Raw genomic sequence first — 24,484 nt, 5'->3', positions numbered from 1 at the left:
CCGATGTTCGGCTTTCCCATCGAGGCAGTCCTCGTCGCCGTGCTCGCGGCCATTGCGGCGGGGTTCGTGCGCGGTCTTGCAGGCTTTGGCCTTTCGGTGGTGTTGGTGCCGGTGTTGCAACTGGCGGTCGCGCCCAGCGCCGCGGTGCTGGTGGGCATCGTCTCGTTGTTCCTGATCGGCCTGACCGATGTAAGGCGAATCTATCGCGATGCGGACCGCTCTTCCGCCGTGCCGATCACCTTGCTGGCGCTTGCCTGCATGCCGCTCGGCATGTGGGCGCTGGTCGCCCTGGCGCCTGCGTGGGCGCGCGTGCTGATCGCGCTCGTCTCGCTCGGCGCGTTCGTGCTGGTGGTGGTGCCGCTGGGAAAGATTGCCATGCCGCGCCGCCCGGCGATGGCGCTGTCGGGTTTCTTCACCGGCTTCTTTGGCGGGTTCGCCGGAATGCCGGGGCCGGGGATGGCGCCCTTCTACCTGCGCGGGCGGCTGGAGCCGAAAGTGGCACGTGCCTCCATGATGGCGATTTTCTTGGTGCTGACGCCGCTATCGGCGCTGCTGTTCATCTGGCTGGACGTGGGCGGCTGGCCCGAAGTGGAACTGGCCGCTCTGCTGTTTCCCGCTGTGCTGCTGGGCGACTGGTTCGGGCACCGCGCCTTCGGCCGCGTGAGCCAGCGGCAATGGCAGGTCGCCACCGCGCTGGTGCTGGGCGGCGCAGCGGTTGGCGCGCTGTGGAAGCTGGCGGGCTAGGCCGCGATCATCTTGATTGCCGAGACCGCCAGCATCGCCGCCAGGGCATAGCGCACTAGGTTCTCGTTGACCCGGCCACTCGCCAGTGAGCCGAGAATGATGCCGGGAATCGAACCGATCAGGAGGCTGGCCAGCAGCCATCCGTTGACGTTGCCGAGGAAGCTGTGGCCGGTCGCCGCCACCAGCGTGAGCGGGACGGCGTGCATGATATCGGTGCCCACGATGGTCTTGGTGGAGAGGCGCAGCGGATAGATCATCGCCAGCACCACGGCCACCAGCGCGCCCGCGCCCACCGAGGTGAGCGTGACGAGCGCGCCGATCACCGCGCCGCTCCCCACGGTAAGCACCAGTTGCTGCGAGCGGATTGTCGGCCCGAGGCTGTCTTTCAGCTTGCGCATGGCGGGCTGGATCTTGGGCTTGCAAATCATCAGGACGGACGTCAGCAGAAGCGCGCCGCCGAGCAATCGCATCAGGAACGTGCTGTCGAGCCGCCCGCCCTGGATCAGCCACAGCCACAGCAGTGTCAGCACGGCGACGGGGATGCTTCCCAGCGCCAGCCGTTTCACGAGTAGCCAGTCCACCGTGCCGAGACGGTGGTGGACAGCTCCACCAGCGATCTTGGTGATGGCGGCAAACCACAGGTCCGTGCCGATGGCGACCGCCGGGTTGATGCCGAACAGCAGGATCAGGATCGGCGCCATCAGCGAACCGCCGCCGACGCCGGTGAGGCCGACGAGGAAGCTGACGAAAGCCCCCGCGACGGAATAGCCCAGATCTATGCCCCCCAGCATAGATGTCAGGCCGAAGCCAGATCCCTCACTTCGGCCAGCACCCGCTCTGCCCATTCTGGTCGGCAGATCAGCAGGTCGGGCATGTAGGTATCTCGCTGGTTGTAGACGAGCGGGGAGCCATCGATGCGCGAGCAGTGCAGGCCGTGCGCCATGGCGACGGCGGCGGGCGCGCAGCTATCCCATTCGTACTGGCCGCCCGAGTGCAGGTAGATTTCGGCTTCGCCCCGCACGACTGCCATGGCCTTCGCCCCGGCGCTGCCCATGGCGACCAGTTCGCCGCCGATGCGTTCGGCCACGGCCACGGCTTCGGCAGCCGGGCGCGTGCGGCTGACGACGAGGCGCGGCGTCTCGGCGGCGTCCGGAACGGCGACAGGCTGGTCGGTGCGCAGGACTTCGCCGAGGCCGGGGAGTGCCACGGCACCGATCTCGGGCTTGCCGCCGATCGCCAGGGCCACGTGCACGGCCCAGTCGGTGCGTGCCTCGCCGTATTCGCGGGTGCCGTCGACGGGATCGATGATCCAGACGCGCTCCTTGTCCAGCCGCTCTGCCGTGTCCTTGCTCTCTTCCGACAGCAGGCCGTCGTCGGGTCGCTGGTGCCTGAGGGCGTGGACGAGGAACTGGTTCGCCGTCTCGTCACCCGCCTTGCCGAGCGGCTTGCCCTCGATCATTCCGGACGCGCGGACCTGGAGCAGGATCTGGCCCGCATGGTGGGCCAGCTGAGCGGCGAGTTCGGCGTCTGTCATGCTGGTCCTCACTTGAGCGGCAGGATTTGCTGGATGATGTGATCGGCAGCCTCGGCAGGCGTCATCTCCACCGTGTTGACGGTGATTTCCGGATTTACCGGCGGCTCGTACGGACTGTCGATCCCGGTGAAGTTCTTGAGGTCGCCCGCGCGGGCTTTTTTGTAAAGGCCCTTCACATCGCGTTCCTCCGCCACTTCCAGCGGAGTGTCGACGAAGATCTCGATGAATTCGGCATCCTCCAGCATGCTGCGCACCATCTGCCGCTCCGCGCGGAACGGGCTGATGAAGGCGGTGAGCACGATCAGACCGGCATCGGTCATCAGCCGGGCGACTTCGCCGATGCGGCGGATATTCTCGATCCGGTCGGCTTCGGTAAAGCCCAGATCCTTGTTCAGGCCGTGGCGCACGTTGTCGCCATCCAGCAGGAAGGTGTGGCGGTTCATAAGCGCCAGCTTCTTTTCCACCTCGTTGGCGATGGTCGACTTGCCGGAGCCGGAGAGGCCGGTGAACCACAGCACGCGCGGCGTCTGGTTCTTCATCTGCGCGTGATGTTCGCGCGTGATGTCGGTCGATTGCCAGTGCACGTTCTGGCTGCGGCGCAGGCTGAAGTTCAGCATCCCTGCGGCAACCGTGGCATTAGTGATCTTGTCGATCAGGATGAAGCCGCCCAGCGTGCGGTTCGTCTCGTAAGCCTCGAACACCAGCGGCTTGTCGGAATAGACTTCCGCCACGCCAATATCGTTCAGCGACAGCGTCTTCGCCGCCAGCTCGTCCATCGTGTTTACATCGATGCGATACTTGGGCTGCTGCACCGTGGCAGACACGGTCTGCGAGCCGATCTTCAGCCAGTAGCCGCGCCCGACGTGCATGTCCTCGTCGTTCAGCCAGACGATCGTGGCCTCGAACTGGTCGGCGGTTTCGGGCGGATTGTCGGCCACGCACAGCACGTCGCCGCGCGAACAGTCGATCTCGTCGTTCAGCGTGATGGTGACGGACTGGCCGGCCACGGCTTCATCCAGATCGCCATCGAAGGTGACGACCGATTTCACCGTACTGGTCTTGCCCGAAGGCAGAACGCGCACGGCATCGCCCGGCTTGACGGAGCCGGTGGCGATCAGCCCGGAAAATCCGCGGAAATCGAGATTGGGGCGGTTCACCCATTGCACCGGCATGCGGAACGGCTTGTCCGCCGCAACTTCCGACAGCACTTCCACGCTTTCCAGGTGCTCGACGAGGCTCGGCCCTTCGTACCACGGCGTGTTGGCGCTGGGCGCAGACGTGATGTTGTCGCCCTTGAAGCCGCTGATCGGCATGGCGGTGAAGCTCTCGATGCCGATTTCCTCGGCGAACTTCGCATAATCGGCCACGATCTGGTCGAACACGTCCTGGCTGTAATCCACCAGGTCCATCTTGTTCACCGCCAGCACGATGTTCTTGATGCCGATTAGGTTGCACAAATAGGAGTGCCGCCGCGTCTGCACCAGCACGCCCTTGCGCGCATCGATCATCACCACGGCAAGGTCCGCCGTGGAGGCGCCTGTCACCATGTTGCGCGTGTACTGCTCGTGCCCCGGACAATCGGCGACGATGAATTTGCGCTTTTCGGTGTTGAAGAAGCGGTAGGCGACATCGATGGTGATGCCCTGCTCGCGCTCCGCCGCCAGGCCATCCACCAGCAGCGCGAAATCGATATCCTGTCCTTGCGTACCGACCTTCTTGCTGTCGTTGCTGAGCGCTTCGAGCTGGTCCTCGAAGATCATCTTCGAATCGTACAGCAGGCGTCCGATCAGAGTGCTCTTGCCATCATCCACGCTGCCGCAGGTGATGAAGCGCAGCATCGTCTTGTGCTGGTGGGTTTCCAGGTAGGTATCGATATCCTCGGCGATCAGCGCGTCGGTCTTGTAGATCGCGTCCGTTGTCTGCTCGGTCATCAGAAGTACCCCTCCTGCTTTTTCTTCTCCATGCCGGCGCCGCCCGCATCCTTGTCGATCACGCGGCCCTGCCGTTCGCTGGTGGTGGTGAGAAGCGTTTCCTGGATCACTTCGGACAGCGTGCTTGCCTCGCTTTCCACAGCGCCCGTCAACGGGAAGCAGCCCAGCGTGCGGAAGCGCACGGACCGGGTCGTGATCTCGGGGCGAGTGCCCATCACCTTTTCCAGCCGTTCGATATCGTCAGCCATGAACAGGCCGCCTTCGTAGATGAAGGTAGGGCGCGGCGCGGCGAAATAGAGCGGCACGATCTCGATGTTTTCCAGCTGGATGTATTGCCACACGTCCAGCTCGGTCCAGTTGGAGATCGGGAAGACGCGGATCGATTCGCCCTTCTTCTTCTTCGCGTTGTAGAGGTTCCACAACTCAGGGCGCTGGTTCTTCGGATCCCATCCGTGGCTGGCGGTGCGGAAGGAGAACACGCGTTCCTTGGCGCGGCTCTTTTCCTCGTCGCGGCGCGCGCCGCCGAAAGCCGCATCGAAGCCGTAGAGGTCGAGGGCCTGCTTCAGCCCTTCGGTCTTCCACATGTCGGTATGCAGCGGGCCGTGGTCGAACGGGTTGATCCCGCGCTCCTTCGCTTCCGGGTTCTGGTAGACCAGCAGTTCCATCCCGGCATCCTGCGCGGCCTTTTCGCGCAGGGCATACATGTCCTGGAACTTCCAGGTGGTGTCGACATGCAGCAGCGGGAAGGGCGGCGGCGAGGGGTAGAACGCCTTCTTCGCCAGATGCAGCATCACCGCGCTGTCCTTGCCGATGGAGTAGAGCATCACCGGCTTCTCGGCCTCTGCCGCCACTTCGCGGATGATGTGGATCGCCTCTGCCTCGAGGCGCTGGAGATGGGTGAGTGCTGCGGTCATGCGTCGGGCCTCGCGGTTATCTTGTGCATCGCAATAAGGTGGCCTGCTACTGTTTTGACTTCCCAAATGGGAGGTATATAAATTTGCCATGCGGATACCCAATCTTGGCGAGACGGAACTGCTCGTGCCCCTCCACGACGGCATGTTCGAGAAGCCGATGTGGGACACGTTCCTCAAGCGGCTGAAACTGGCGGCGAGATGCGACGATGCCAGCCTGCTGATCCACGCCCCCGACAGTGCATCGACCATTCATCTGACGGCAGCGCCCGGCTCGCCCCCGGGAGGACTGCGCAACCTTCTTGCGGCAGGCTCAATGCGCGAAGGGCGGGTCTACAGCCTGGCTGAAATGCTGGAGAGCGCGGGGGAGAGGCAACGGGACCCGGCGCGCACGATGCTGGGCTCGGCGGGCATTGCCCACATACGGGCCGTGCGCCTGAGCGATCCGGGCGGACTGAACGTCTGGCTGGCCCTTTCCTCGCGCGAGGCCATTCCCCCGTCCGCCAGCGCGCTGCTTTCGGCGCTGGTGCCGCACATGCGTGTGGCGCTTCGTGTGCTGGCGCGGATGGAGGAGGAACGGGCCCGCGCCTCGATGACGGCGGGTGCGTTCAGTCACATCGATTTCGGCTGGATCGCGGTCGACCGCCGCTGTCACGTGGTCGACATGGACGAGCAGGCCGAGCGTTTCCTCAGCCGCACCGGGTCGCTCAGGCAGGGGCCCTACGGCAGGCTGACACCCTCCGCACCCGCTATCGATCGCGAGCTTACCGCACTGGTGAAGGAATTTGCCGACAAGCCGGACGCCCGCCCGCGCGCCGTCAATCTCAGTCAGGATCCCTGGATCGACATTCTTGTCTCGCCGGTTCGGGTCGCGTCGCTATCGGCGGGCGGCAAGGCAGTGGCGGTGGTCTATTTCCGCGGCGACCAGAGTTCTTCCGCCGACAGGTGCCAGCAACTCGTCGACGTGTTCAAGCTGACCCAGAGCGAGGCGCGCTTCGCATGGTCACTGGCGCAGGGCATTTCCATCGCCGACGCGGCTCAGAAGCATGGCCTCACGATCGAGAGCGCGCGGCAGTATTCGAAGAAGATCTATGCCAAGACTGGCGCAAAGGGACAGGTCGATTTCATGCGCCGAGTGCTCACCAGCGTCGTCGCGCTGACCGTGCACTAGGGACGCAGAAGCCTTAGCTGGCGAGGATCACGGCCAGCGCGCAGCCGCACACGATCGCGCTGCGCAGCAGGTCGTGCGGAACGGCTATGGTCTGCCGGGTGAAGGCGATTGCGTGGTCCATTGCCGAGGGATAGCCCTGCAAATCCTAACAACTGGTTAAGATTTCGCCGCGGGCACGTGCTGGCTGGCGCAATGGAAGCTGCCCCCGCCGGTCAGCACCGCGTCGGCGCGAAGGCCCACGGCCACGCGGCCGGGGAACAGGTCGCCCACGGCTGCCACTGCCTCCTCGTCGTGGGCGCAGCCGTAGGTCGGCACCACAACCACGTCGTTGCAGATGGCGAAATTCATGTAGCTGGCAGGTTCCGCCTCGTCGCCTTCACCCATCCATCCAGGAGAAGGGATGTCGCGCACGGTCAGCCCGAAGTCTGCCGCGCGGGCGCGGGCATCGTCGTAGACGGCGGCGTTGGGATCGTCCGGCGTAGTGGCGCGCGGAATGGCGATGGTGTTCTCACCGACCAGCCTCGCAAGGTTGTCTACGTGGCCGTCGGTATGGTCGCCCGCCAGCCCGTCGCCCAGCCACAGGATGCGATCGAAGCCGAGGTCGCGCTGGAGGTTCGCCCAGATGTCCTCGCGCGAAAGCGAGGGATTGCGATTGGGATTGAGCAGGCATTGCTCTGTGGTGACGACCAGCCCGGTGCCGTCGCTCTCCACCGCGCCGCCTTCGAGGATCCAGTCCGCGCGCGAATAGGGCAGGCCGCCTGCGTCCGCGAGCGAGGGGCCGGTCTCCAGATCGCCTTCGAGCAGGTATTTCCCGCCCCAGCCATTGAAGCCGAACCCTTGCGCACGGCGTTCGCCATCGGGGCCGAGCACGGTGAGCGGGCCGGTGTCACGCAGCCAGATGTCGCCGTAGGGATGCCGCTCGAACTGCACGTTGCCGGAAACGAGCTGCTTCGCGCGCATTTCCGCCGCCGCATCGCGCACCACCAGCCGTACCTGCTGGCCGGTTTCGGCAACGGCATTGGCAAAGGCTGCCATCTGCTCCTGCGCGGGCGCGAGGTTCTCTTCCCAAAGATCGCCGTGGGCGGGGAAGCCGATCCAGATCCAGTCCTGCTTCGCCCATTCGGCGGGCATCAGAAAGGCCATGCTCTCAGCACCCTTCCGGCGACGCGGCGCAGCTTTGCTGGCGCACGGCGCGGAATTCGTCGCCTTCGTACCATTCCGGCCAGTCGGTGGTGCCCGCCAGATCGCGCGCGAGACGGTAGTAGAGGTCGAGGTCCTGCATCAAACCCGACCAGTCCCAGTTGGGATCGTACTCGTCGTCCGGCCCGTGATAGGCATTGGCGCGGTATGCGGCTTCCGCAGCTTCGCCAGCGGCGGTGCCGCCGTTCACCAGGTCGAGGCCCGATTTCACGTAGAACATCGGCACGCCGCGCTTCACCATCGGGAAGTGGTCGGAGCGGTAGTAGTACCCCGCTTCCGGTGCCGGATCGGGAGAGGCGGTGCGGCCCTGCGTTTGCAACGCGGTGGTGAGGTAGGCGTCGAGATCGCTCTTGCCGCCGCCGCGCACGTTCACGTCGCGCGATTCCCCGCGCACGGCGATGCCATCCATGTTGATGCCCGCTACTGTCCGGTCCAGCGGATAGACCGGGTTCGACGCATAATATTCCGCGCCCAGCAGGCCAGATTCCTCCGCCGTCACCGCCAGGAACACCAGGCTGCGATCGGGCGCGCCGACCTCGACATGCGCCTCTGCCAGCGCGACGAGGCCCGCTGTGCCGGTGGCGTTGTCCACCGCGCCGTTGCAGATGTCGTCGCCCGCCGCATTGGGCGTGCAGCGGCCGAGGTGGTCCCAGTGCGCGGTGTGGAGGATGACCTCGTCGGGACGCTGCGTGCCCGGCAGCACGCCGATCACGTTGTTCGAGGTGTAGCGGCGATAGGAATTGGTGAAGCTGGTGGAGGCGGTAACGCCCAATGGCACAGCCTCGAAGTCCGGTTGCGAGGCAGCGCGCGTCATCTCGGCAAGGTCCATCCCGGCCTGTTCGGCGATGGCCTCAGCGGCATCCAGCTGGACCCAGCCGTTCATCAGCGTCTGGTCCGATCCGTCGCCGCCGGTATCGGCATAGGCCTGCGGGCCGGACCAGCTCGATTCCACCACGTTCCAGCCGTAGCTGGCGGGAAAATCCTCGTGCACGATGATGGCCGCAGCAGCGCCCTGCCGTGCGGCTTCCTCGTACTTGTAGGTCCAGCGGCCATAATAGGTCATGGCGCGGCCGCCGAAGGGGCCGTCCAGCCCCTCTGCCATGTAGTCGGGATCGTTGACGAGGATCAGCGCGGTCTTGCCCGTCATGTCTACGCCTTCGTAGTCGTTCCAGCCGCGTTCCGGCGCGTTGATGCCGTAGCCGACGAACACGATCTCGCTGTCCGCCAGCGTGGTGGTGGGCGTCTGCCGGTAGGATACACCGACCCAGTCCTCGCCATGTTGCAACTGGAGGTCGCCGACTGTCAGCGGCGCGAAGTCGCTGCCGGTGATTTCCACCAGCGGCACTTCCTGCAACCACGAATCGCCGTTGCCCGGCTGCAGGCCCGCCGCCGCGAATTTCCGGGCGAGGTAGTCCACGGTCATCTGCCCGCCCGGCGTTCCCGGCATCCGGCCCTCGAACGCGTCGGAGGACAGCGTGCGCACGGTTTCCTTCATCGTTTCCAGCGAAAGCGGAGGAACAGCCTGCTCGCCTTGCGTGTCGGGTGTCGTGGCACAGGCAGCAAGCGGCAACAGGGCCAGCGTGGCGGCGATCCGGATCATGGATTTCCTTTCAGGCGAAATCATCAGCGGCCCATTTGGCATTGCCACGGGCGGGGGGCAAGGGCAGGACTCGCGGCAATGACAGTCGACTGGCAATCCGCCCTGCAACGCGCCGAGGCGCACTCTCCGTTCCTGAAGCGCGCGATGGACAACCGCGCCGATCTCGTCGCGCTGCTGCGGGAGGGGCGCGGTGACGATGCTCTCACCATGGCCAAGGCGGAAGGTGAGGGGGTGGAGGACACCGGCACCGCCCTGCGTCGCGAACGCCTCTCGCTCGCATTGGTGCTGGCGATCGGCGATCTTGCGGGGGCTTTCGATCTGACGAAGGTCGTCACGGAACTCTCCGACTTTGCCGACCGGGCGCTCGATGCCGCCATGCTGGCCGTCGTGCGAAAGCGGGTGGAGGACGCCGATACCAGCGGCTTTACCGCGTTGGCGCTGGGCAAGCAGGGCGCGCACGAACTCAATTATTCCTCCGATATCGACCCCATACTGCTGTTCGATCCCGAACGCCTCGCCCGGCGCGAGCGGGACGAGCCGGGCGAGGCGGCGCAGCGGTACGCGCGGCAGGTGGTGGAGATGCTGGGCCAGCCCACCGGTGATGGCTACGTGCTGCGCGTCGACCTCAGGCTGCGCCCCGCCAGCGAAGTCAGTCCGCTCGCCATATCCTTCAACGCCGCAATCTCGCATTACGAATCGAGCGCGCTGGCATGGGAACGCGCCGCCTACATCCGCGCCCGCGCGGCGGCAGGTGACATCGCCGCAGGAGAGCATTTTCTCGACGAAATCCGCAGCTTCGTGTGGCGTCGCAGCCTCGATTTCACCGCCATCGAGGAAGTGCGCCGTCTCACCATGCGTATCCGCGAGGCCTATAAAGGCACGCGCGAAGTGGGGCCGGGTTTCGACATCAAGAAGGGCCGCGGCGGCATTCGCGAGATCGAGTTTTATGCCCAGACCCACCAGCTCATATACGGCGGGCGCAAGCCGGCCCTGCGCCAGCGCGGCACCCGCGCGGCGCTGGATGCGCTGGCCGAGGCGCAGGTCATCGGCGCGGAGGACGCGCGCGTGCTGGGCGAGAGTTACGACCGTCTTCGCACCATCGAGCACCGTTTCCAGATGGTGTCCGACCGGCAGACCCACTCCTTCCCCGACAGCGCGGAGAAGATCGACAATGTCGCCCGGCTCGACGGCCTGCCCGACGGGGCCGCATTGGTGGAGGAAGTGCGCGCCATCTGCGACCGGGTGGCAGAGCGCTATGACGACCTGCTCGGCGAGGACGACGAGGACACGCGCACCACCGTTTCCGTGCCCGCCGACTTCCGAGAGCATTTCGAGGCCCGCGTCGAGCACTGGCGCGGCACGCTGCGCGCCCTGCGTTCCAACGAGGCGCGCATAGCTTTCGCCGCAATCGAGGACGAACTGCTCACCTCGCTCGCCGCCGCGCCCGATCCGGATCATGCCATGGCCCGCTGGGAAACGCTGCTGGAGCGGCTGCCCACCGCCATCAACCTGTTCCGCCTGTTCGAGCAGCGGCCCGGCTTGCTCGACCGCGTGCTGCGTATCCTCACGCTGGCTAAGCCGCTGGCCGACGCGCTGGCGCGGCGCGCGGAACTGCTCGACGCGCTGATCGACCCCAACGCGCTCGACCTGCCCGGCTCCATCGAGACCCTCGCCGCGCGCATGGAAGCGGCGGAGGACAGCGATACCGAATCCCGTCTCGACCGGCTGCGGCAGGTGGTGGGGGAGGAGCGCTTTGCGCTGGGCGCGCAGATGGTGGAATGCCGCCACGACCCGCTGGAAATCGCGGAGGGGCTGTGCCGCGTGGCGGAGGCCGCCGTGCGTACCGGAGCCGATGTCGCCATTGCCGATTTCCGCGCCAAGCACGGTACCATTCCCGGCAGCGAACTGGTGATCCTCGGCCTCGGGCGGCTGGGCGGCGGCGCGCTGACCCATGCCAGCGATCTCGACGTGGTGTTCCTGTTCACCGATCCGGCGGAGGCAGGAGCTGAATCGGATGGCGAGCGCCCGCTTTCCACCGCGCTCTATTACAACCGTCTCGCCGCGCGGGTGACGGCGGCGCTCAGCGTGCCCACTGCCGAGGGCGCGCTGTACGAGATCGACACGCGCCTCAGGCCGCAGGGCGCGCAGGGACCGCTGGCGACAGGGTTCGAGGCGTTCGCCCGCTACCAGCACGAATCGGCCTGGACGTGGGAGCACATGGCGCTGGCCCGTGCGCGGCCCATCTACGGCTCCCCGGCGGCGCAGGAGAAGCTGTCGGACCTGATCTGCGAAGTGCTGTGCGATCCGCGTGATCCGGAAAAGCTAAAGGCCGACGTCCTCAACATGCGGAACGAGATGTTGGCGGCCAAGCCTCCCAAGGGTCCGCTGGACGTGAAGCTGATGCGCGGCGGGTTGGTGGATTCCGAATTCCTGATCCACTACCTGCAACTGCGCGAGGGGCTGGGCTTCGATCCGGCCATAGAGAAAGCGGTTGCCGGGCTGGCCGCCGAGGGGCTGCTGCCTGAAGACTATGTCCGCCACCACCTCGCGATAACGCGATACCTCGTCGCCGTGCGCCTGTTCGCGCCTGACGGGGCGGAGCCGGCAGAGGCGCATCGGGCGGTGCTGGCCCAGGCCTGCGGCAAGGATAGCTATAAGGCCCTGTTGCAATCGCTGCACGAGGCAAGGCAAGGCATCGCCGCGCAATGGGCCGAACATTTCGGCGAGATACTGGAGATCGACTGATGAGCAACAATTTCCCCGGCGAAGGCGACATGATGCCCGACGTGGCGATGGAAGGCGCGGATGGATCGGTGGTGAAACCCTCCGACTTTCGCGGGCATAAGCTGGTGCTGTTCTTCTATCCCAAGGACATGACGCCCGGCTGCACGACCGAGAATATCGAATTCAGCCAGGCGAAGGACGAGTTCGCGGCCGCCAACACCGCGCTGCTCGGCGTTTCGAAGGACCCCTATGCCCGGCACGAGAAGTTCATCGCCAAGCGCGACCTGACCGTGCCGCTCGCATCCGATCCCGAAGACGGCGGCCTGTCCGATGCGCTGGGCATCTGGGCCGAGAAGAAGATGTACGGCAAGACCTTCATGGGCATGGTGCGAACCACCTACCTCGTGGATACGGACGGAAAGATCGCCCGCGTCTGGCCCAAGGTGAAGGTGAAGGGCCACGTGGACGAAGTGCTGGAAGCCGCCAAGGCGCTGTAAGCCTTTTTGTGACCGACCTGTCGCAAGCAATCCGCGCAGCCCTGCTCACCGGCGACAAGCGCGGCAAGGTGATGGCCACCCGCGCTCTGGTGCGCGGCTGGCGACGGGGCGCGCTGCCCACCGGGTTTTCCGTTCCGATGCCGGACCATCCCGCCTGGCCGGACGGTCTGGAGATTCTGCCGCCGGGCCGGATGCCGAAGCGCGGGAAGGGCGGTTCTGATCGCAACCGCATCGCGCTGTGGCACAGCCTCGCGCATATCGAATTTGTCGCCATCGACCTCGCGCTCGACATTGTCGGGCGATTCGGGGCGAATATGAGCGAGGACTTCGTTGCAGACTTCCTTGCCGTGGCGGCGGACGAGGCGATGCACTTCGCGCTGATAGAGCGGCATCTCGCGACGATGGGCGCGACCTATGGCGATCTTCCCGTCCATGCCGGGCTGTGGCTGTCGGCGCAGGAAACCGCGCACGATGCCGGCGCGCGGCTGGCGGTGGTGCCGATGGTGCTGGAAGCGCGCGGGCTGGACGTGACGCCCGGCACGCTCGCCCGGGTCGAATCGCAGGGCGATCTACGCGGCGCAAAGATCCTCCAACGAATCCTTGACGATGAAATCCGCCACGTCGCTGCGGGGGCAAGACATTTCGACGTCTTTTGTCGCACGCACGGCAAAGAGCCGAAGAATCACTGGAAAATGCTGGTGAATCGCCACTTCAAAGGCGTGCTGAGACCGCCATTCAACGACTCGGCGCGTCTTGCTGCCGGTTTGTCGCGCGATCTCTACGAAACTGTTGTGTAGTTAACCTTTGCCCTCATAACCCATACTCACAGACACGGCGGGAGGTTCCGCAGGGTCGAAAAAAATGGACGAAATGAAGAGCCGGGGACGCCGGGTCGCCATAGAAACCGAAAGGGCGTTGGAAAGCGCCTGACGAAGCAAAAGGGATCGTATGCTCGTCAAGATTGCTACCATTCTCGCCATGGGCACCGCTGCTGTTGCAAGCCCTGCCATGGCCGATGAAGCCCCCGCCAATGGCGTGATCGACACCAACACCGTGGCCCAGGCACCCCTGGGTGACGACGAGGAATTCACCGAACTGTTCGCCAGCTGGGAAGACCTTGAAGAAGGCGGCCGCGTGACCGCGACCGGCAATATCATCGCCGCGCCGCGCATCGCCGTCTCGGTTCCCTCGCGCATGCCGGTCGACGGCGTGCAGCTGACCAGCGGCTACGGGATGCGCGATCACCCGATCCTGCGCCAGCGCCGCCAGCACAACGGCGTCGACCTCGCCGCCCCGCGCGGCACGCCGGTTTACGCAACTGCCGATGGCATGGTCGAGATGGCCAAGTACTGGGGCTCCTACGGCAACTACGTGCAGATCGGCCACGGCGGCGATCTGGAAACGCGCTACGCCCACCTCTCCAGCTACACCGTCAGCGATGGCCAGCAGGTCCGCAAGGGCGACCTCATCGGCTACATCGGCTCGACCGGCCGTTCCACCGGCCCGCACCTGCACTACGAAGTGCGCGTTGCCGGCGAAGCGGTGAATCCCATTCCCTACATGGTGGCGCACCTCGAAACCACCGATGACGAGCAGGCTGCACGCGGCGGCCCCGAGTAAGGCTCTCGTCACGCTGACATGAAAAAGGCGGGCCTCGCGGTCCGCCTTTTTCGTTTCGGGGGGCTGCGTTTCTTGTGACCTACTGGGCGAGCAGTCGCTGTGCCATGGCGCGCACCTGGTCGCCCATGTCCTCCCGCTCCAGCGCCAGCGCCAGCGTCGCTTCCACGAAGCCCAGCTTGCTGCCGCAATCGAAGCGGCGGCCCTCGAACGTCACGGCGTTGAAGGGCTGTTTGCCGATCATGCGCGCCATCGCGTCGGTAAGCTGGATCTCACCGCCGGCACCCTTGCCCTGCGTCTCCAGCGTACGCATGACTTCGGGCTGCAGGATGTAGCGGCCGGAGACGATCTTGTTAGACGGTGCCTCGTCGACGGGCGGCTTCTCGACCAGGCCCTTGACCTCGGTCAGGTTGCCGCGCTCCTCGCCCGGATCGATCACGCCGTAGCTGGATACCTCGTCGTGCGGCACTTCAAGCACCGAGATCAGGTTGCCGCCCACTTCGCTGTAGGCTTCCACCATCTGCTTCATGCAGCCGCCCCTGGCGCCGGCGTCGCCCACCATCATCTCGTCTGGCAGCAGGATGGCGAAGGGCTCGTCACCCACGATAGCGCGGGCGCACCAGATCGCGTGGCCGAGGCCCAGCGGCACCTGCTGGCGCACAGTGATGATATCGCCCGGCGTTGCGCGCGTGGGATCGAGCACGGACATGTCCTTGCCGCGCTCCTCCATCGTGCTTTCCAGTTCGTAGGCGACATCGAAATGCTCGACGATGGCGGTCTTGCCGCGCCCGGTGACGAAAATCATCTGCTCGATCCCCGCCTCGCGCGCCTCGTCCACCGCGTACTGGATCAGCGGGCGATCGACGATCGGCAGCAGCTCCTTCGGAATGGCCTTGGTAGCGGGCAGAAAGCGGGTGCCGAGGCCTGCAACGGGGAAAACGGCTTTGCGGATCGGTTTGCGCGTAGTCATGCATATGTTTGTGCAGTGCGGCATCGGTGCGGTCAACCGTGATCGCGCCGTGTCGAAAGGTGGACCCGGTGAATTATCACCCTGAACTTTCGGCCATGTCACGCGTTGAAGACACGAGAAAGGAGTTATGCGTCATGCTTATCAAGCTCGCAGCGCTGGGTGCCCTGGGGTACGCCGGTTATCGCTATTACGACAGGAACATCCGCAACCACCAGAACGAGGCCTTTGCGGCCAATCAGGCCGGTGGTTCGAACTTCAAGCAGGTTCGCAACGCCGGTCCGAATGCCATGGCCGACAAGCCCAAGAAAGACACCTGGGACGAAGTGGACGAGGAACTGGACGAGACTTTCCCGGCCAGCGATCCGCCAGCAAACTACTGATCGAACTGACGACGCAAGTCGTCAACCAGCCACAACCTGATGGCTGTCGCGAGGCCGGGCGGATGCTCGGCCTCGATGCGTTCGGCGTCGATTCGCGCAACCACGGCATTGAGCGGCAGGCCCTCGCGAGCGGCGACGGCGTTCAGCATTTCCCAGAACAGCGGTTCGAGGCTGATCGAGGTCTTGTGCCCCGCAATCTCGACGGAACGCTTGACCGGCGGATGATAGAGGTCAGCCACCGGCACGCGCATCAGTACATGTGCTGGCCGCCGTTGATCGACATGGTCGACCCGGTAACGAAGGCGCCGTCCTCCGAAGCAAGGAAAGCCACGCCGCGCGCGATCTCGCTGGCCTTGCCGAGACGGCCGACAGGGATCTTGGCGACGATCTTCTCCAGCACGTTCTCAGGCACGGCGGCGACCATGTCTGTATCGATGTAGCCCGGCGCGATCGCGTTCACGGTGATCCCGTAGCGTGCGCCTTCCTGCGCCAATGCCTTAGTGAAACCGTGGATGCCGCTCTTGGCCGCAGCGTAGTTGACCTGGCCGTACTGCCCGGCCTGGCCGTTGATCGAGCCGATGTTGATGATGCGGCCCCACTTGCGGTCCTTCATTCCGGCGAAGGTCGCCTTGGCCATGTTGAAGCAGCCGCCAAGGTTGGTGCGCATCACATCCTCCCAGTCCTCGTAGCTCATCTTGAGAAGCGTACCGTCGCGGGTGATGCCGGCGTTGTTCACCACCACGTCGATCGGGCCGACTTCGGCGGCGATCTTCTCGCAGGCGGCCAGCGTCGCATCGTGATCGCCAACGTCGAACTTGTAGGCGGGGATGCCGGTTTCGTCAGTGAAGGCGCGGGCCTTTTCATCGTTCCCGGCATAGCTGGCCACCACGGTAAAGCCGTCTTCCTTCAGCGCCTCACAAATTGCGCGGCCAATGCCGCGAGTGCCGCCGGTAACGACTGCTACGTGTGCCATGAGATATCCCCTTCGTTCGCTTTGGTGAGTTGCATGAAGCGTAGCCGCCACTTGCATCACGCGCAAAACAAAACCCGCCGAAGCGGGTCTGTAGGAAGACAGTATTTTCTGTGGCGATCAGAAGCGGAATTGCGTGCCGACGTAGACGGCCTGGCTGTCCTGCTGGTCGAGATCGGGAACCTTGATCAGGTCGCGGTCCTGCTCGTACCGCACGCCCGCGGTAATATCGAGGTTGCGCGTCAGGCGGTAGCTGCCGCCAACGTCCAGCATCTGGTCGCGCAGGGTTTCGCCCGAAACGGCGACATCGTCTGCCGTCTTGTCCTGCTCGAGATCGATGCGCGCGGCAAAGCGGCTCGGTTCCTCGCGCGTGCTGGTGCGCGGCGTGAACTGGGCAAGGTCGGGAATGCGCGCGCTGGAAAGATTGCGCGAGAGCGACGGAGCCGAAACGGCGCGCGTCGCACTTTCGGTGCGGCCGGCAACGGGTGCCGCCGCGAAGCTGGAATAGCCACGGGCGAGGCCGAGATTGTAACGCGTCGGCGCAACGCGCAGGCCAGCAGTACCGGTATCGGCGTTGCGCGGTGCGACCAGGGAACTTGCGGCCAGGGCATCGGCGGTCTGCTGGTCGACACGAACGGCCACGGTCACGCTGCGTGCGCCGGGCGCGCTGGCAGCACCTGCCGGCGTGAAGCGCATCATCGTGGCAGAGCCGCGACGTTCGGCAATGGCTTGCGCAAGTCGCGGGTCGCCATCGGCAGGGGTGAAAGCAAGCAGAGCCTCGCCAGCTTCCTGTACGCTGTCCGAATCGGAGAGCGACACGAAGGCGAGGCCGGCACTGGGAAGCGCGACGGCAAGCAGCGCGGCAGACGCAGCGAGCGTCGCCTTTCCTGCCAGACCTTTGCGCAACTTCAACATGATGCCTCTTTATCCCTCTGCCCATGGACTCACGATGAACCTGTCGGTTCCTGTTCCGAGTCGCATCAAGCAATCCTTCTGCTACGACGGAATCAAGACGAATTCCAGACATCGCTTTCAAACCGAATGCCTTTTCCCGGACTGTTGCCGGTTTTCCACACGCCGCTAGACTGCCGTGGAGAACGGTCGGAGATAGCGATTAAGCGACTATTCACGGCAGATGTTCGTTTTTGTGCCCGCCTTCGTAGCTGCGGGGGCCGCTTCGCCTTGCCGCGGGCGACATGCCCGTTATAGAGGCTGGCGACCGCGAATACTCGTTTACAGGACCAATGATGGCTTTTTCCTCACTCCGCACCTTTTCCCGCCAGATAGCTGGTGCTGCCATGCTGGGCACGGCAACCTTCGCGCTGTCGGCATGCGGCGGCGGCAATGACGAACGCTTGCAGACCGACCTGGCTGCTGCCCGCGTCACTTCCATCGGGGTGAATTCCTATCTCTGGCGCGCCAGCCTCGAAACGCTTAGCTTCATGCCGCTGACGCAGGCGGACAGCAACGGCGGCGTGCTGGTGACGGACTGGTATGCCTCTCCCGACAATCCGAACGAACGGGTGAAGGTCTCCGTCGCCATCCTCGATCAGGACCTGCGAGCCGATGCCCTGCGCGTCGCCGCCAGTCGGCAGGTGATGCAGGGCGGCACCTGGGTGGACGCGCCGGTTCAGGCCGCCACCGTGCAGCGGCTGGAAGACATCATCCTCACCAAGGCGCGCGACCTCAGGCGTTCCGCTGTCAGCTAATTCGCCTTAAGGGGCACGACCATGACTGCTGAACGATTCGATCCGTCTGTCGCCGACGGGCGCTGGCAACGTGCGTGGGACGAAGCCCGGTGCTTCGAGGCCGACAGCACCAGCCACAAGCCGAAAAGCTACGTGCTGGAGATGTTCCCCTACCCCAGCGGGCGCATCCACATCGGCCACGTGCGCAATTACACCATGGGTGACGTGCTGGCGCGGTATCACAAGATGCGCGGGCGCGAGGTACTGCACCCGATGGGCTGGGACGCGTTCGGCATGCCTGCCGAGAACGCGGCGATGGAAAAGGGCGTCCACCCCGGCGGCTGGACCTACGACAACATCGAGACGATGAAAGGCCAGTTGAAGCAACTGGGCTTCGCGCTCGACTGGTCCCGCGAATTCGCCACCTGCGATCCGGAATACTACGGTCACGAGCAGGCGCTGTTCATCGACCTCTACGAAAACGGCCTCGTCTACCGCAAGGAAAGCGAGGTCAACTGGGACCCTGTCGACATGACCGTGCTCGCCAACGAGCAGGTGATCGACGGCAAGGGCTGGCGTTCGGGCGCCGATGTCGAGAAGCGCAAGCTGAACCAGTGGTTCCTGAAGATCACGCAGTTCGCCGAGGACCTGCTGGACGGGCTCGATACCCTGAAGGACTGGCCGCAGAAGGTGCGGCTGATGCAGGAAAACTGGATCGGCAAGTCGCAGGGCCTCGAATTCGCCTTCGACCTTTCGAACGGCGAGAAGCTGCCTGTCTATACCACGCGGCCCGATACGATCTTCGGCGCCAGCTTCGTCGCCGTGGCTGCGGACCATCCGATTGCGCAATCGCTGGATAGCGAAGCGGCGCGCGAATTCATCGCCCTGTGCAAGAAGGGCGGCACCACGGCGGCGGAACTGGAAACGGCGGAGAAGCTGGGCTTCGACACCGGCATCACCGCGACGCATCCGTTCACTGGCGCGCAGTTGCCGCTCTACATCGCGAACTTCGTGCTGATGGATTACGGAACCGGCGCGATCATGGCGGTGCCGGGGCACGACCAGCGCGATTTCGAATTTGCCACCAAGTACGGCCTGCCGATCCCGCGCGTGGTCGCGCCCAGCGTGGACGAAGCGGGCAAGCCCTTCGCGGGCGAGGCGGAGGCGGGCGAGGGCGTGCTCGTCAATTCCGATTTCCTCGACGGCAAGAGCGTGGAAGAGGCCAAGGCCGAAGTCATCGCCCGCGCCGAACAGGGCGGATGGGGCAAGGGTACGACCGTCTGGCGCCTGCGCGACTGGGGCGTTTCGCGCCAGCGGTACTGGGGCACGCCCATACCGTTCATCCATTGCGATGCTTGCGGCGTGGTGCCGGTGCCCAAGGACCAGTTGCCGGTGAAGCTGCCCGAGGACGTTTCGTTCGAGCAGCCAGGCAACCCGCTGCTGCGCCATCCCACCTGGAAGCATACCGAGTGCCCCAAGTGCGGCGGCAAGGCGGAGCGGGAGACGGACACGCTCGACACTTTCGTCAATTCTTCGTGGTATTTCCTGCGCTTCGCCAGTCAGCCGACTGACAAGCCATTCGACGCTGACGAAGTCGCCCAGTGGATGCCGGTGGACCAGTACATCGGCGGGATCGAGCACGCGATCCTGCACCTGCTCTACGCCCGCTTCTGGACCCGCGCCTTGGCGCATTGCGGGAAGCTGGAGGTGAAGGAGCCTTTCGCCAGCCTGTTCACGCAAGGCATGGTGACGCACGAGACCTACAGCCGCAAGGACGGCCCGCGCGAGGTCTATTACACGCCGGGCGAAGTCGAACGCACCGGCGAGGGCGCGACGCTGAAGGCCGATGGCCAGCCGGTTGCTATCGGCAAGGTCATCAAGATGTCCAAGTCGAAGAAGAACGTCGTCGACCCGGAAGACATCATCCGCGATTACGGCGCCGACGCGGTGCGCTGGTTCATGCTGTCGGATTCGCCACCCGAGCGCGACCTGCCGTGGTCCGAAGCCGGGATCGAGGGTTGCGGCCGTTTCGTCCAGCGCCTGTGGCGTCTGTTCGGCAAGTACGAGGACGGCGCGAGCGGCGAGGACAAGGATCTGCTGCGCAAGACGCACCAGACCATCGCCGCCGTTGCCGAGGATATCGAAGCACTCGCCTTCAACAAGGCAGTCGCCCGCATCTACGAACTCACCAGCGCCGCTGAAAAGGCGAACGCCTCGGCAGACCGCAACTTCGCGATCCGCTCCCTGCTGCTGATGGCCTCTCCCATGATGCCGCACCTTGCCGAGGAAGGCTGGGCGGCAATGGGCGGCGAGGGCCTGATTGCCGAAGCTGACTGGCCCGAGGTCGACCCTGCGCTGCTGGTGGACGACGAAGTCACCATCGCGGTGCAGCACAAGGGCAAGCTGCGCGACACGCTGACCGCGCCCAAGGACGCAACGAAAGAGGATCTGGAGGCGCTTGCGCTTGCCAGCGAGAAGGTCCAGCGTTCGATCGATGGCGCGGAAATCAGGAAGGTGATCGTGGTGCCCGGCAGGCTGGTGAACATCGTCACGTGAGGCGCGCGTCTCGCCTTTTACTGGCCCTTGCCGCGCTTTCCCTGCCCCTTGCCGGATGCGGCCTACAGCCCATCTACGCAGGCGGCGGTGACGGCTATGTGGCGCGCGAACTTGCCGCGATCGACGTTCCCGCGATACCGGGCCGCGAAGGCTGGCTGGTGCGCAACGCGCTTACCGACAGGCTGGGACGCGGCGCCAGCGGCAGCACCTCGCAATACCGTCTCGACGTGGTGCTCGACGACGATCTCGAAGGCCTCGGCCTGCTGACCGACGACACCATCGGTCGCCAGCGCCGCATTCTTCGTGCGCGATACCAACTGGTGGACGTAACCACCGACACGATTCTAATCGATGCCACGGCAGGTTCGGATGCGGGGATCGACGTCGTTTCCAGCGAATTCGCCACTATCGCCGCTGAACAGACGGCGCTGGAAAACCTTTCGCAGGAAGTGGCGGACCAGATCGTCGTTCGCATCACCCGCACCCTGCGCGAGCGGCAATGAAGGCCACTCAACGCGATTACGCCCAGGCCGCGCAAAAAGCGGGCAAGGGCCTGCGCATCTGTTTCTTCTGTGGCGCCGACGAGGCCGGGGCTTCCGCCGCAGCGAAGAAACTGATCGCTCGCCTCGACGATCCGGGGGAAACAGTAGAACTCTCGGGGCAGGACCTGAAATCGGACCCCGCCCGACTGCTGGACGAGGCCCGCTCCACCTCGCTGTTCGGCGATTCGCGTCACATTCTTGCCCGCGTTACCGGGGACGAGGCCTACGAGGCCATCAATACCTATTGTGAACTGGCCGACAGGGGCGAGGCGGATAATGCCTGGCCCATCTTCATCGTCGCCACCTCCGCCACGGACAAGTCGCGCAGCGCCAAGCTGCTGATCAAGCGCGGCGATGCGCTGGCGGCGGTGTTCTATCCGCCGGACCTCCGCTCCGTCACCGCAGACGTGCGCGCAATGGCCGATGCAGCGGGAATGCGCCTCAACGGCAACCTTGCCGAACGTATCGCCCATGCCGCGGGACTCGACGTGCGGCTGGCGCAGTCCGAGGTCGACAAGCTGGCGCTCTATCTCGATGCCTCGCCGCAGTCGCCCAAACAGGCGAATATGGATGACTTCGACATGATCGGCGCCTCTACCGAGGAAGACGGCTTCATGCCGCTGGTCAACGCAGCGCTCAGTGGCGAAGTGCGCAAGCTGCCGGGCGAACTGCGGCGCCTTCGCGAAGTGTCACTCAACCCCGTCGGCGTTGCGCTGGCGCTGGAGCGGCGGGCGGCGCAACTGGCGCGGCTTTCGGCGAACCTGCGCCCTGGCGATGACATGCAGGGCTTCCTCAAATCGCAGGGTGTGTTCTTCCGTGAGCACCGCGAAGTGGGAGACCAGTTGCAACGCTGGCGCGGCGGCAAGCTGGAAAGGCTAGTCCCGCGGCTGTGCGAACTGCATCGCTCGCTGCTGGCCAACAGCCAGTCGGCAGAACTGATCCTGTCGCAGGAGCTGGCACAGATCGCCCGCTACGCCGCTGCTCGCACGGGACGTTAATCAGGCGGAGCAGCAAAGTCCCGGCACCGGGGATTTTTTGCATTGCGATATCATCGGGCCCCTGTCACTTGGGGCGCTTCACCCGGCCGATAGATTGGAGACGATGACACATGCAGGTTCTGGTAACAGGAGCTGCCGGTTTCATCGGCTCGGCGCTTGCCGAACGCCTGCTGGCGCGCGGCGACAGCGTTATCGGCATCGACAATTGCAACGCCTATTACGATCCTTCGCTTAAAAAGGCCCGGTTGGCCCGGCTCGATAAGCTCGGCGGCGCCTTCACGTTCCACAAGCTCGATTTCGCCGACATGGCCGCGCTCGAATCGGCGCTGGCTGGCGAGCAGATCGATCGCATGGTGCACCTTGGTGCTCAGGCCGGGGTTCGCTACTCACTGGAGAACCCCGCAGCCTATATCCAGTCGAACGTCGTCGGCCATGCCAACCTGCTCGAAATCGCGCGCCGCCGCAGTGTCGAGCACATGGTCTATGCGAGTTCTTCCAGCGTCTACGGCGGCAACGACAAGGTGCCGTTCAGCGTGGACGACCGGGCAGACCACCCCGTCAGCCTCTACGCCGCGACGAAGCGCGCCGACGAGCTATTGAGCGAGAGCTACGCACATCTCTATCGCCTTCCGCTGACGGGGCTGCGCTTTTTCACCGTCTACGGGCCTTGGGGAAGGCCGGACATGGCCTACTGGCTCTTCACGAAGAAGATTCTCGCGGGTCAGCCGATCCAGGTTTTTCATCAGGGCGAGATGTGGCGGGACTTTACCTACATCGACGACATCATCGCCGGGGTCCTGGCGGTGCTGGACCATCCGCCTGCTGATGATCGTGCGGTGAAACCGGGGGGCTCATACTCGCCGCACGCGCTCTACAATATCGGAAATCATCGTTCGGAAAAACTGACCGATCTGATAGCCATTCTGGAGGATGCGTGTGGCAAGAAGGCGGAGATCGAATGGCAGCCGATGCAGGCGGGCGATGTTGTGCGCACCTACGCCGATATCGATGCGATCAGCCGCGACCTCGGCTACAGGCCGACAACGGACATAGGAGATGGGTTGCCGCGCTTCGTGCGTTGGTACCGTGACCATTATAGGGTGTGAAGCCTGAACACAGCCCCAAGCGGCTAACCGGGAGTATGTAATGCGTATCGTGATGATCGGAACCGGCTATGTAGGCCTTGTTTCCGGCGCCTGTTTTGCGGATTTCGGTCACGAGGTCGTGTGCGTCGACAAGGATCAGTCGAAGATCGACGCGCTGCTGGCTGGCGAAATCCCTATTTTCGAGCCTGGGCTGGACGAGCTGGTGGCGAAGAACGTGGAAGCCGGGCGGCTGGCGTTCACGCTGGACCTTGCCGAGGCGCTGCCGGGAACGGACGCGGTGTTCATTGCAGTGGGAACGCCCAGCCGCCGCGGGGATGGCCATGCGGACCTGTCCTATGTCTATGCCGCGGCCGAAGAGATGGCGCCGCTGCTGCCGAAAGGCGTGGTGGTGGTCGACAAGTCGACGGTGCCGGTCGGCACGGGTGACGAGGTGGAGCGCATCATCCGCGAGACCGCGCCCGATCTCGAGTTCTCCGTCGCCTCCAACCCCGAGTTCCTGCGCGAGGGCGCGGCAATCGACGACTTCAAGCGGCCCGACCGCGTAGTGATCGGTGTGAACGACGAGCACGCCGAGACGGTGCTGGCGGAAATCTATCGCCCGCTCACCCGCAACGAGAGCCCGCTGGTGGTGATGAGCCGGCGCGGGGCGGAACTGACCAAGTATGCCGCCAACGCCTTCCTCGCCACCAAGATCGGCTTCATCAACGAGATCGCCGACCTGTGCGAGAAGGTGGGTGCGGACGTGCGCGATGTCGCGAAGGGCATCGGCCTCGACAGCCGCATCGGCAACCGTTTCCTGATGCCGGGGCCGGGCTATGGCGGCTCGTGCTTTCCCAAGGACACGCTGGCCCTGCTGAAGACCGGGCAGGATTACGAAAGCCCGCTGCGGATCGTGGAAAGCGTTGTCGCCAGCAACGACCAGCGCAAGCGCTCGATGGGGCGCAAGGTCATCAATGCCCTTGGCGGCGGCGACCAGCACGGCAGGACCGTGGCGGTGCTGGGGCTGACGTTCAAGGCGAACACCGACGACATGCGCGACAGCCCCGCGATCAGCGTGGTGCAGGCGTTGCAGGATGCAGGGATCAGGGTGAAGGCCTACGATCCCGAAGGCATGGAGCAGGCGAAGAAGGTGATCGACAAGGTGACCTATTGCGAGGGGCCCTACGAAGCGATGGACGGCGCCGACGCCGCCGTGATCGTGACCGAGTGGGACACCTTCCGCGCATTGGACCTGGAGCGCATGAAAGGCCTGCTGAAAACGCCCCTGCTGGTAGACCTCAGGAACCTCTACAGCCGCACCGACGTCGAACGCCACGGGTTCGAATACGTCGCCGTGGGGCGGTGA

The 24,484-nt window shown here is 64.8% G+C and carries 23 protein-coding genes; 13 read left to right on the top strand and 10 right to left on the bottom strand.

Annotation, left to right across the window (positions count from 1 at the left end; all coding sequences use genetic code 11):
- Window positions 1-3 precede the first annotated feature (3 nt).
- Window positions 4-744, top strand: coding sequence for a sulfite exporter TauE/SafE family protein (locus D4Q51_RS02200; protein ID WP_120076121.1), 741 nt, complete (start codon window positions 4-6; stop codon window positions 742-744).
- On the opposite strand, the gene D4Q51_RS02195 is transcribed toward D4Q51_RS02200, so the two are convergent.
- From D4Q51_RS02195 to cysD, 4 genes are read right to left on the bottom strand one after another with little or no spacing between them, the layout of a single operon-like run.
- Window positions 741-1,535 carry a sulfite exporter TauE/SafE family protein gene (locus tag D4Q51_RS02195; RefSeq protein ID WP_120076120.1) on the bottom strand — a complete coding sequence of 265 codons (795 nt, stop codon included), beginning with the start codon at window positions 1,533-1,535 and terminating at the stop codon, window positions 741-743. The two genes, D4Q51_RS02200 and D4Q51_RS02195, sit on opposite strands and share 4 nt — an antisense overlap.
- A gap of 5 nt (window positions 1,536-1,540) precedes the next feature.
- Complete coding sequence (locus D4Q51_RS02190) at window positions 1,541-2,278, bottom strand: 3'(2'),5'-bisphosphate nucleotidase CysQ (protein WP_120076119.1); 738 nt, start codon at window positions 2,276-2,278, stop codon at window positions 1,541-1,543.
- 8 nt (window positions 2,279-2,286) lie between these two features.
- Window positions 2,287-4,209 carry a sulfate adenylyltransferase subunit CysN gene (cysN, locus tag D4Q51_RS02185; RefSeq protein ID WP_120076118.1) on the bottom strand — a complete coding sequence of 641 codons (1,923 nt, stop codon included), beginning with the start codon at window positions 4,207-4,209 and terminating at the stop codon, window positions 2,287-2,289.
- Complete coding sequence (cysD, locus tag D4Q51_RS02180) at window positions 4,209-5,213, bottom strand: sulfate adenylyltransferase subunit CysD (protein ID WP_120076117.1); 1,005 nt, start codon at window positions 5,211-5,213, stop codon at window positions 4,209-4,211. Before cysD ends, cysN begins: the two co-directional genes overlap by 1 nt.
- On the opposite strand from cysD, the gene D4Q51_RS02175 reads away from it, so the two are divergent.
- Entirely contained in the window at window positions 5,212-6,291 is a 1,080-nt protein-coding gene (locus D4Q51_RS02175) for a helix-turn-helix transcriptional regulator (RefSeq protein WP_120076116.1), read from the top strand. The two genes, cysD and D4Q51_RS02175, sit on opposite strands and share 2 nt — an antisense overlap.
- Before the next feature lie 156 nt (window positions 6,292-6,447).
- On the opposite strand, the gene D4Q51_RS02170 is transcribed toward D4Q51_RS02175, so the two are convergent.
- Together D4Q51_RS02170 and D4Q51_RS02165 are read right to left on the bottom strand one after the other, a co-directional pair.
- Entirely contained in the window at window positions 6,448-7,434 is a 987-nt protein-coding gene (locus D4Q51_RS02170) for an agmatine deiminase family protein (protein WP_120076115.1), read from the bottom strand.
- Window positions 7,435-7,438: 4 nt separating this feature from the next.
- Window positions 7,439-9,091: a M28 family peptidase gene (locus D4Q51_RS02165; RefSeq protein WP_120076114.1), complete on the bottom strand. Its 1,653-nt coding sequence runs from the start codon at window positions 9,089-9,091 to the stop codon at window positions 7,439-7,441.
- 78 nt (window positions 9,092-9,169) lie between these two features.
- On the opposite strand from D4Q51_RS02165, the gene glnE reads away from it, so the two are divergent.
- The 4 genes from glnE (at window position 9,170) to D4Q51_RS02145 (ending at window position 13,932) form a co-directional block, all read left to right on the top strand.
- Window positions 9,170-11,836, top strand: coding sequence for a bifunctional [glutamate--ammonia ligase]-adenylyl-L-tyrosine phosphorylase/[glutamate--ammonia-ligase] adenylyltransferase (gene glnE / locus D4Q51_RS02160; protein ID WP_120076113.1), 2,667 nt, complete (start codon window positions 9,170-9,172; stop codon window positions 11,834-11,836).
- The gene (locus D4Q51_RS02155; RefSeq protein WP_120076112.1) at window positions 11,836-12,312 is read left to right on the top strand and encodes a peroxiredoxin; all 477 of its coding nucleotides are present in this window, start codon (window positions 11,836-11,838) and stop codon (window positions 12,310-12,312) included. Before glnE ends, D4Q51_RS02155 begins: the two co-directional genes overlap by 1 nt.
- An 8-nt stretch (window positions 12,313-12,320) precedes the next feature.
- Window positions 12,321-13,109: a ferritin-like domain-containing protein gene (locus D4Q51_RS02150; protein ID WP_120076111.1), complete on the top strand. Its 789-nt coding sequence runs from the start codon at window positions 12,321-12,323 to the stop codon at window positions 13,107-13,109.
- A 151-nt stretch (window positions 13,110-13,260) separates the two neighbouring features.
- A complete protein-coding gene (locus D4Q51_RS02145; RefSeq protein ID WP_120076110.1) occupies window positions 13,261-13,932 on the top strand; it encodes a M23 family metallopeptidase in 672 nt (223 codons plus the stop codon).
- A gap of 79 nt (window positions 13,933-14,011) precedes the next feature.
- On the opposite strand, the gene galU is transcribed toward D4Q51_RS02145, so the two are convergent.
- Window positions 14,012-14,899 carry a UTP--glucose-1-phosphate uridylyltransferase GalU gene (galU, locus tag D4Q51_RS02140; protein ID WP_120076109.1) on the bottom strand — a complete coding sequence of 296 codons (888 nt, stop codon included), beginning with the start codon at window positions 14,897-14,899 and terminating at the stop codon, window positions 14,012-14,014.
- Between the two features lie 134 nt (window positions 14,900-15,033).
- Between galU and D4Q51_RS02135 the strand changes: the two genes are divergently transcribed.
- Window positions 15,034-15,279: a hypothetical protein gene (locus tag D4Q51_RS02135; RefSeq protein ID WP_240624524.1), complete on the top strand. Its 246-nt coding sequence runs from the start codon at window positions 15,034-15,036 to the stop codon at window positions 15,277-15,279.
- Here the strand turns inward: D4Q51_RS02135 and D4Q51_RS02130 are convergent.
- The 3 genes from D4Q51_RS02130 to D4Q51_RS02120 form a co-directional block, all read right to left on the bottom strand.
- The gene (locus D4Q51_RS02130) at window positions 15,273-15,530 is read right to left on the bottom strand and encodes a ribbon-helix-helix domain-containing protein (RefSeq protein ID WP_120076108.1); all 258 of its coding nucleotides are present in this window, start codon (window positions 15,528-15,530) and stop codon (window positions 15,273-15,275) included. The genes D4Q51_RS02135 and D4Q51_RS02130 overlap by 7 nt on opposite strands.
- A complete protein-coding gene (phbB, locus tag D4Q51_RS02125; protein WP_120076107.1) occupies window positions 15,530-16,252 on the bottom strand; it encodes an acetoacetyl-CoA reductase in 723 nt (240 codons plus the stop codon). The genes D4Q51_RS02130 and phbB overlap by 1 nt, the downstream gene beginning before the upstream one ends.
- Before the next feature lie 117 nt (window positions 16,253-16,369).
- Entirely contained in the window at window positions 16,370-17,164 is a 795-nt protein-coding gene (locus D4Q51_RS02120; protein WP_120076106.1) for a hypothetical protein, read from the bottom strand.
- A 383-nt stretch (window positions 17,165-17,547) separates the two neighbouring features.
- Here D4Q51_RS02120 and D4Q51_RS02115 point away from each other — a divergent pair, with 383 nt between their 5' ends.
- The 6 genes from D4Q51_RS02115 to D4Q51_RS02090 all read left to right on the top strand — a co-directional run bounded on the left by D4Q51_RS02115 (window position 17,548) and on the right by D4Q51_RS02090 (window position 24,484).
- A complete protein-coding gene (locus D4Q51_RS02115) occupies window positions 17,548-17,958 on the top strand; it encodes a DUF3576 domain-containing protein (RefSeq protein WP_240624538.1) in 411 nt (136 codons plus the stop codon).
- A gap of 21 nt (window positions 17,959-17,979) precedes the next feature.
- Entirely contained in the window at window positions 17,980-20,493 is a 2,514-nt protein-coding gene (leuS, locus tag D4Q51_RS02110) for a leucine--tRNA ligase (RefSeq protein WP_120076105.1), read from the top strand.
- A complete protein-coding gene (gene lptE / locus D4Q51_RS02105; protein WP_240624522.1) occupies window positions 20,490-20,996 on the top strand; it encodes an LPS assembly lipoprotein LptE in 507 nt (168 codons plus the stop codon). The genes leuS and lptE overlap by 4 nt, the downstream gene beginning before the upstream one ends.
- On the top strand, window positions 20,993-22,033 hold the full coding sequence (holA, locus tag D4Q51_RS02100) for a DNA polymerase III subunit delta (protein WP_120076104.1): 1,041 nt from the start codon (window positions 20,993-20,995) through the stop codon (window positions 22,031-22,033). Before lptE ends, holA begins: the two co-directional genes overlap by 4 nt.
- 110 nt (window positions 22,034-22,143) lie before the next feature.
- Window positions 22,144-23,139, top strand: a complete 996-nt coding sequence (locus tag D4Q51_RS02095) for an NAD-dependent epimerase/dehydratase family protein (RefSeq protein ID WP_120076103.1) — start codon at window positions 22,144-22,146, stop codon at window positions 23,137-23,139.
- Window positions 23,140-23,179: 40 nt separating this feature from the next.
- Window positions 23,180-24,484 carry a UDP-glucose dehydrogenase family protein gene (locus D4Q51_RS02090; protein ID WP_120076102.1) on the top strand — a complete coding sequence of 435 codons (1,305 nt, stop codon included), beginning with the start codon at window positions 23,180-23,182 and terminating at the stop codon, window positions 24,482-24,484.

Origin of the sequence: Aurantiacibacter odishensis (assembly GCF_003605195.1) — a bacterium.
GTDB lineage: Bacteria > Pseudomonadota > Alphaproteobacteria > Sphingomonadales > Sphingomonadaceae > Alteraurantiacibacter > Alteraurantiacibacter odishensis.
This window is presented reverse-complemented; position numbering and strand designations above follow the sequence as displayed.